This window comes from Nocardiopsis listeri (assembly GCF_020741345.1).
Lineage (GTDB): Bacteria > Actinomycetota > Actinomycetes > Streptosporangiales > Streptosporangiaceae > Nocardiopsis > Nocardiopsis listeri_A.
Map to the genome: position 1 here is coordinate 1 of NZ_DYZD01000089.1, position 5,740 is coordinate 5,740.

Below are 5,740 nucleotides of genomic sequence, written 5' to 3' on the forward strand. Positions count from 1 at the left end.
GCACTCGTCCTGGTCGGGCACGGTCAGCGTCTCGGCGCCCACCCTGCACGCCATGGTCGCCGACATCGCCGCGTCCTTGCGCGCCTCGGGAACCCCCAAGCTGGTGGTGGTCAACGGGCACGGCGGCAACCACGTCCTGGCCAACCTGGTGCAGGCCTCCGGCGGTGACATGGCGCTGTTCCCCGGCCCGCACGATTGGGAGGCCGCTCGCGAGGCCGCGGGGATGGGCACCACCAACGACCGGGACATGCACGCCGGGGAACTGGAGACCTCGGTGCTGTTGCACATCCGCCCCGACCTGGTCCGTGCCGGCTATGAGGAGTCCGACCACCTGGCCGACCGGCGCGACCACATGCTCACCACCGGGTTGAGCCGTTACACGCGCTCGGGGGTGGTGGGTCTACCGTCGCGCGCCACGGCGAACAAGGGGCGTGACCTGTTGGCGTCCCTGACCAAGACCTTCACCGGGTATCTGAACGTGCTCGACGGGGCGTAGCCGCCACAGCAGCACCACCACGCCGGGAAGGGCCGCGACCAGGGCGAGCAGTCCGTAGAGCACCGACACGGTCAGGCCGGTGGCCGAGCCCAACCCCGCGGTTCCGAAGGTCAGCGCGGCCACCGCCTCGCGCGGCCCCCAGCCACCGATACCGGCCGGCACGCTCATGGCGACCAGGGCCGAAACCGCCAGTGGCACCAGGGTGGACAACGGGGCGGTGACCCCTGTCGCGTGCGCCGCGACCAGGAACAGGGTCACGTGCCCGGCCAGGGCCGCCACCGACGACACCAGGACCCCGGGGCCGGTGGTCGCGGTGAACAGGCCGGCGCGGGCGTCGGCGATGGCGGCCGCCAAGGCGTGTCGGCGACGGGTGTGGTGTCGCCTCGTGAACAGCAGGCCGGCGCCCACCGCGGCGGCGACCAGGGCCGGTAACGCCAGGGAGGCGGCCACGGTGAGCAGCCCGGGGCCGAGCAGGGCGGCGGGCAGCGTGAACAACAGGATCGCACCGGTGGCGGCCAGGACCACCTGTCCGGCCGCGCGTTCGAGGACCACCGCGCGTACGCCCCGGGGCAGGTCACCGGCGTAGCGGCCGTGTCCCAGGGCCCGGTGCACGTCGCCCAGGATCCCCGAGGGCAGGACGGCGTTGAGCAGGATGGCCCGGTAGTAGTCGCCGACGGCGCGGACCCAGGGCAGGTGCAGACCCACCCCGCGGGCCACCAGGATCCAGCGGGCCGCGCAGAGCACGGTCGTGACCAGGCCGATGGCCGAGGCGGCGAAGAGGGTGCGGCCATCGAGTGAGACGAAGGCGTCGGTGAAGGCCTCCACCGGATACCACCAGGCCAGGGCGGCGAGCAGGGCCGCGCCGATGAGCGGTCGGGTCCGGCGTCGCAGGTGCTCGCTCATGGCGACCTCACGGGTGTCCCGGGTAGCCGTTGGGGAGGGCGAGAAGGTCGGTGTGGTGTACGACCGCCCCGAGTTCGCTCCGTTCGCACTGGTCCATGCGGTGGCGCAGGTGGTCGGCGGGTATCGGCCCGCGCTGTTCCCCGGCGGCCCGGAGCCTGCCGCGCAGCCAGGCGCGGATCAGGTCGCCGTGTTCGGGGAGCAGCCTCCAGGGGCTGGGATAGGTCAGGACGCGTCGTCCCAGAGAGCGGAGGGTCCGGGCGGTGAACGCGGTGGCGTCGGGCCCCAGGCGGCCGGCGCGGCGTTGGTGGTCGTTGAAGGCGTCGGTGATGGAGGCGTCGGCCGGGTGCGCGGGGTGCAGGTCCACGCGGCCGGTGACGGTGAGGGTGAACAGGACGGCGCAGCCCGCTTCGTCCGCGGCCCGGGCGATGGCCAGAACCTGGTCGCGGGTGAGCAGGTCGAGCAGGGCCGAGCCGGTGACCAGGTCGGTGTCGGCCAGGTCGGCGGTGGTGATCCGGTCGAGGTCGCGCAGGCACATGCGGGCCCGGACGGTGGATCCGTCGGCGGAGACGCGGGGCATGTGGGCGCCGGCCAGGTTCAGCAGGTGGGGGTCCAGGTCGTGGAGCATCCAGTTCTGGGGGCCGGCAAGGCGTGGGGCGAGCCAGCGTCCTTGGGAGCCGGTGCCGCAACCCAGGTCGGTGATGCGGATGGGGCGTCCGCCGAGGCCCGCGCCGCGTTCGGCGAGGTGGGTGCGGAGGGGGTCCAGGGGAGCGGTGGCCCGTGCGTGGCTGTCGGCCTCCTCACGCAGCGCGAGCCACTCGGGGGTGAAGGCCTCGGGCGCGTGGTCGGGCGTTGGGCTCAACGGGATTCCTCCGTGTGGAGCGGGCCGCCGGGCGGGCGGGTGCTTTTCCCTTCACCTTGCCGGTTCGGTCGGGTCGAGGTGGGCGGTTCGCCGAACTTCGACCCGTGTTCTCCCTCTGTGGGGGAATCAGATCCCCTCTTCCCCTCGTTGGAAGGAGCCTTCCCGGTACCGGACGTCGGTACGCAGGACTGCGAAGCCGGGCGGCGCCGTGAGGCGCGCAGCACCACCCCGCCCGTCGAGCCGCGGTTCCATGGGGAGGGTCGGGCCTTCAGGCCTTCTTGGCCGGTCCGGCGTACCGGGGCAGGTCGTGGACGGTGCCGACCTCGGTGGGTTCGGGCCGCCGGCGGAGCACGGAGACGACGCCGGGTTCGACCGGTTCGAGACCGTCGAAGAATCGAGCGAACTCCTCCACGGTGCGCATGTGGTGGGGCTGGGCGAGCTTCTCCTGCCAGGGTCGCATGCCCTGCGTGGCGCGTTCGCCGAGTTCGGCGTCCATGTGGGCCGGGACCCCGTCGCAGACCGCCAGGAAGCCGCCGGGGCCAGTGCGTCGGTGTAGGCGCCTACGATCTCCAGGGCCTCGTCGAACTCGAAGCGGCCCATCGTGCCCATGAGGGTGAGGTCGACGGTGGTGTCGATGGGGGTGTCGGTCATGGGGGGCTTTCGGTTCGGATGGCCGGTGGGGCCGGTTTCGGTATCCGAAGTCTGGTGCCCTGGTGGGGTGGTCGGCCAAGTTTGGAAGCCTTGCCGGGTGGGGGTTCTGGTGCGCCCCGGAGGAAGGTGTGCCCCTCCGGGGCGCGGTGTGCCGGGTCAGGTGGGAAGTGGGTGATCCCCGTCCTTGTCCTGGAGTTCGGGGTCCTGGTCGGTGGGCTTCTGGGCGGCCTCGGTGGTGGTGGATCCGGGCATGTCGATGGTGTCGCGCAGGCGGACGTCGGGCAGGAAGAACGCCACGGCCAGGCCGACGACGGCGATGCCGGTGGCCACGAGGAACAGGTCGCCGGTGGCCGATCCGTAGGCGTTCTCGACGATGGTGCGCAGGAACGGCGGCATGCCGGCCAGGTCCAGGGTGCTCGTGTCGGGGCCGCCCTCGGGGAGGGCGATGCCGGCGGAGGCCAGGCCGTCGGTGATGTTGCCGGCGACCCGGTTGGCGAGGATGGCGCCCAGGACCGAGACGCCGATGGTGCCGCCCAGGGAGCGGAAGAAGGTGATCGATCCGCTGGCGGCGCCGAGTTCGCTCAGGGGCACGGAGTTCTGGACGACCAGGACGAGGTTTTGCATGGACATGCCCACGCCCATGCCGACGGCGAGCATTCCCAGGGAGACCAGGGGCAGTGGTGTGTCGGCGTCGATGAAGGACAGGGCGATGAAGCCGACGGTCAGGGTGGTCAGGCCGGTCAGGACGTAGGGCTTGACGCGGCCGGAGCGGGAGACCATCCAGCCGGCGATGGTGGAGGCGCCCATGGTGCCGAGCATCAGTGGGGTGGTGAGCAGGCCTGCGGCGGTGGGGGAGTAGCCGCGGGCGAGCTGGAAGTACTGGCCCAGGAAAACGGCTCCGCCGAACATGGCCATGCCCACGGCGACGCTGGCCAGGATGGCGATGGCGGTCTCGCGGCGGGTGACCAGGTGCAGGGGGATGACGGGTTGGGCGACACGGCCTTCGACCCATACGGCCAGGGCCAGGAGGAGGACGCCGCCGGCGACCATGGCGGCGGTCTGCCAGGACAGCCAGGCGAAGGATCCGCCGACGAAGGTGACCCACAGCAGCAGGGTGCTCACGCCCGCGGCGATGAGGGTGGCGCCGACGTAGTCCACGCGGGTGTCGGGCTTGCGGGCGTCGTCCAGGTGCAGGGTGCGGGCCAGGACGACGAGGGCGACGACCATGAAGGGGATGCCGATGAAGAAGCACCAGCGCCAGCCCAGCCAGGAGATGTCGGTGAGGGCGCCGCCGATGAGGGGTCCTCCGACGGTGGCCACGGCCATGACCGATCCGAGGAGGCCGTTGAGCCGGCCGCGTTCCTTGGGGCTGACGAGTGCGCCGATGATGGTCTGTACCAGGACCTGGGAGGCGCCCATGCCCAGGCCCTGGATGGCGCGGAAGCCGATGAGTTGGCCGGTGTTCTGGGCCAGGCCGCACAGGAGTGAGGCCAGGATGAACAGGACGATGGAGATCTGCAGGAGCAGCTTTTTGTCGAAGAGGTCGGCGAGTTTGCCCCACACGGGTGTGGACGCGGTGGAGGCGAGCAGGGTCGCGGTGACCACCCAGGTGTACTGGGATTGGGTTCCTTGGAGGGAGCCGACGATCTGGGGGAGGGCGACCGAGACGATCGTGCCGCTGAGCATTGTCACGCCGAGCACGATGAGGAGTCCGATGAGGCTGCGCCTGATCGTTTTGCGTGCGGTGTTCTGGGATTGAGGGGTACTCAAGGGCCGACCTCGGGAAGCTGAACGTGCAGGTGGAGAAATCCTGCTTGCGGAGCAAAAATACAGAGCAAGAATTTTTGCAGTGAGTGCACGATATCATCGCGGATGTCCGCACGAAGTGAGAAGTGGGCGAGAAGCGGATCACACCGGGACGATCTCAGACCTGGTCCAGGACATGACGGAGGGCTCGGGCCGCCTCGGCCCAGCTCCGGAGCGTGGTGCGGCGCGCGTGTGCGGCGACCCGCCACCGGTGGCGCGAGCGGGGATCGCTCAGCCACAGGCGCAGTGCCCGGGCCCATTCCTCGACCCGTGCCGGGGGCACCAACATCCCTGGTCTGCCGGAGGGGGAGGAGCCGCCCAGGGCCTCGGGCACCCCGCCCACATCGCTCGCCATCACCGGAACGCCCCGGGCCAGGGCCTCGGTGACGACCATTCCGTAGGTCTCGGCGAGGGAGGGCAGCACCAGCAGGTCGGCCCGGTCATAGGCGGCGTCCAGCGCCGCACCGCGCAGAGGGCCGGTGAAGCGCACGCCCTCGGGGGCGGGCGGGGGCCGGCCCGGACCCACGCACACGCATTCCCACTCCAGGTCGGTGAGGTGTTCCAGCGCCTCGAAGAGCACCCGGTGTCCCTTGCGCGGGGTCAGCGAGGCCACGCAGAGCAACCGGGGCGGGGAACCGGGCGCCGTGCCGCGGGCGAGAGGGGCGGGTTCCACGCCCGGGGGCACCACGGCCACCTCGGACAGGCCGTGGTGCGCGCTCAGGTGCCCGGCCGCCCACCGGCCGGTGGCCACCACCGAGGCGCACGACTCCAGCACCCGGCGTTCGCGTGCGTCCAGGTCACGGGCGGTGGCGGGATCCAGCCCGACCTCCAGGGCCAGCGGAAGGTGCACCAGTACCACCGGGCGCAGCCGACGCGCGCGGGGAACGATCACCTCGGGCAGCGCGCAGGCCACCAACCCGTCGAGCAGCACCCGGCCGCCGTCGGGCACCCGGTCCAGGGCCCGCTCCAACGCCCGCACCCCCGCAGGGCCCGGGCGCGGCCACTCGCCCGGCAGGGCGACGATT

At 71.8% G+C, this 5,740-nt stretch carries 6 protein-coding genes; 1 reads left to right on the forward strand and 5 read right to left on the reverse strand.

Annotation, left to right across the window (positions count from 1 at the left end):
- Positions 1-496, forward strand: a 496-nt coding sequence (locus tag K8V84_RS05750; protein WP_304071390.1) for a creatininase family protein, incomplete at its 5' end; no start/stop codon positions are given.
- Here the strand turns inward: K8V84_RS05750 and K8V84_RS05755 are convergent.
- The 5 genes from K8V84_RS05755 to K8V84_RS05775 form a co-directional block, all read right to left on the reverse strand.
- A complete protein-coding gene (locus K8V84_RS05755; RefSeq protein ID WP_304071392.1) occupies positions 401-1,399 on the reverse strand; it encodes a lysylphosphatidylglycerol synthase transmembrane domain-containing protein in 999 nt (332 codons plus the stop codon). The genes K8V84_RS05750 and K8V84_RS05755 overlap by 96 nt on opposite strands.
- 7 nt (positions 1,400-1,406) lie before the next feature.
- Positions 1,407-2,258: an SAM-dependent methyltransferase gene (locus K8V84_RS05760; RefSeq protein ID WP_304071393.1), complete on the reverse strand. Its 852-nt coding sequence runs from the start codon at positions 2,256-2,258 to the stop codon at positions 1,407-1,409.
- 268 nt (positions 2,259-2,526) lie between these two features.
- Entirely contained in the window at positions 2,527-2,754 is a 228-nt protein-coding gene (locus K8V84_RS05765; RefSeq protein ID WP_304071395.1) for an SAM-dependent methyltransferase, read from the reverse strand.
- 311 nt (positions 2,755-3,065) lie between these two features.
- Positions 3,066-4,679 carry an MDR family MFS transporter gene (locus K8V84_RS05770; protein ID WP_304071396.1) on the reverse strand — a complete coding sequence of 538 codons (1,614 nt, stop codon included), beginning with the start codon at positions 4,677-4,679 and terminating at the stop codon, positions 3,066-3,068.
- Positions 4,680-4,833: 154 nt separating this feature from the next.
- On the reverse strand, positions 4,834-5,740 hold a 907-nt coding region (locus K8V84_RS05775; protein ID WP_304071398.1), incomplete at its 5' end, for a glycosyltransferase family 4 protein.